This is a genomic window from Ruegeria sp. BI11 (assembly GCF_056538005.1).
This window is the reverse complement of the sequence record NZ_JBQFSM010000053.1, coordinates 1-1,510: the sequence shown is the minus strand read 5'-3', so window position 1 is coordinate 1,510 and position 1,510 is coordinate 1. Positions and strand designations below refer to the sequence as shown.

2 protein-coding genes and 1 pseudogene are annotated in these 1,510 nt (G+C 50.3%); 2 read left to right on the top strand and 1 reads right to left on the bottom strand.

Features of this window, described 5'->3' with window-relative positions; genetic code table 11:
• Both ACR0DT_RS25020 and ACR0DT_RS25015 read left to right on the top strand, forming a co-directional pair.
• Positions 1-448: hypothetical protein (locus ACR0DT_RS25020; RefSeq protein WP_480713342.1), on the top strand; the 448-nt coding region annotated here is incomplete at its 5' end.
• 65 nt (positions 449-513) lie between these two features.
• Positions 514-837 (top strand): H-NS histone family protein, encoded by a 324-nt coding sequence (locus ACR0DT_RS25015; protein WP_480713341.1) that lies wholly within the window; start codon positions 514-516, stop codon positions 835-837.
• Positions 838-905: 68 nt separating this feature from the next.
• On the opposite strand, the pseudogene ACR0DT_RS25010 reads toward ACR0DT_RS25015, so the two are convergent.
• Positions 906-1,424 (bottom strand): annotated as a pseudogene (locus tag ACR0DT_RS25010) (IS5 family transposase); the annotation flags it as partial.
• Positions 1,425-1,510: the final 86 nt, after the last annotated feature.

Sequence of the window (1,510 nt, the reverse complement as noted above, 5' to 3'; positions counted from 1 at the left end):
TATCGCCTTTGCACTCTCTCCTACCGCTATGCCAGAGCCGACGCGTTCAAGCTGTGGGAAGGTTATGCTGCCGAACTATCGGCCTGATTGTACAAGCTCACGCATATTACAATCCACGTCAGATAACTCGGCAAAGCCCGACAAAGACAACCTGACGGATACCTCGATAGGTGTTGCTCTGAGCACGCTATCCGCTGTCGCTAGAGGGCGAAACCATCGTCGCCAAGACCGTCACATTCGTTGTATATTCAATGAGGAAAACAAGAAACGATACGTTGAATTGAAGAGCTTTATCGACCGATCTGCCAGTCTCTATCCGCTGATCAAGATTGAGACCTTCCAAGGAGAATTCGCACAAAACGCCCTCGCGATCAGCCGCACAGCCGACCACAGGTTTCAACTTCTTTTCGTTGACCCAACGGGGTACACGGGATTCCCCCCATTATAACCTTCTCAAAAAGCTTGTAACTGAGCCGATTATCTGTTTAGCAACAGAGAGAAAAGGAGAGAACTATGTCGATTGATATCGAAAGCTTAAATGCTGCGGAGCTCAAAGCTTTGGCAAGCAAAATTGATAAGCGCATCGTTGAAGTGAAAAAGGAAACATTACAAACGGCATTCAGTGAAATGCAGGCCGTTGCTGACAAGTTGGGTGTAAGTTTCGACGATGTTGTTGCTCTTAATAAAGGCAGGAAACGCAAAGCCAACGCTAAAGCCGCTGCCAAATACGCCAACCCTAGTAACCCATCACAAACGTGGAGTGGTCGAGGGCGTAAACCTGCATGGGTTAAAGCAGCTCTCGAATCTGGAAAATCTATTGATGATTTATCAATTTAATTTCACTCATCAACGGCTTTGTTGCACAAACCGGTTGAGGGTTGGATTTCTCTTTTCCCTGGACGGATTTATCCTACGGTCTCTGTGATAGGTATGCAAAGAGTGGTGTAGCGGTTGAGAACTGTAACGCGGATCTGGATCTCCGCCACCTGCCTGTCGAAGTCCCACGCCATGAGCTTTTGGCCCAACAGTTTCAAACAGTACATTTTTGTTTCGACGCGGCTCCGGGGGTGGTATCCGCTCCATCGTCGCCACAGGGCACGGCCTAGGTATCGCGATGCATTGACTGTTTCGTTTCTGGTAATGGCTCCGGCGCTCGTCTGCTTCTAAAGTTTGGCGTTCTTGCGCGTGGGAATAACGGTATGGGCGCCACGGGCGGCAATCGCGTCATGACATTTGCGCGTGTCGTAGTCGTCATCGGCAGTGACCGATCCGGTGTCCTGTTCGGGCGGGATCTGATCGAGCAACTCGGGCAACATGGGAGCGTCATCTACGTTGCTTGTAGTGACTTCGACGGCCCGAACTTCCAACGTTTCTGCATCAATCCCTACGTGTATCTTGCGCCATATCCGGCGTTTTGATTGTCCGTCGTCAGGGATTTTAGGACAGATGGCAGCCTGGGCTAAGAGAGAGTGGATCATCGGGGTGATTTGATTATGCGGTGGACTTGCGG

Bases quoted from the DNA above. Each gene is read 5' to 3' on its own strand.
- ACR0DT_RS25015 (WP_480713341.1), top strand. From the start codon at position 514: ATGTCGATTGATATCGAAAGCTTAAATGCTGCGGAGCTCAAAGCTTTG.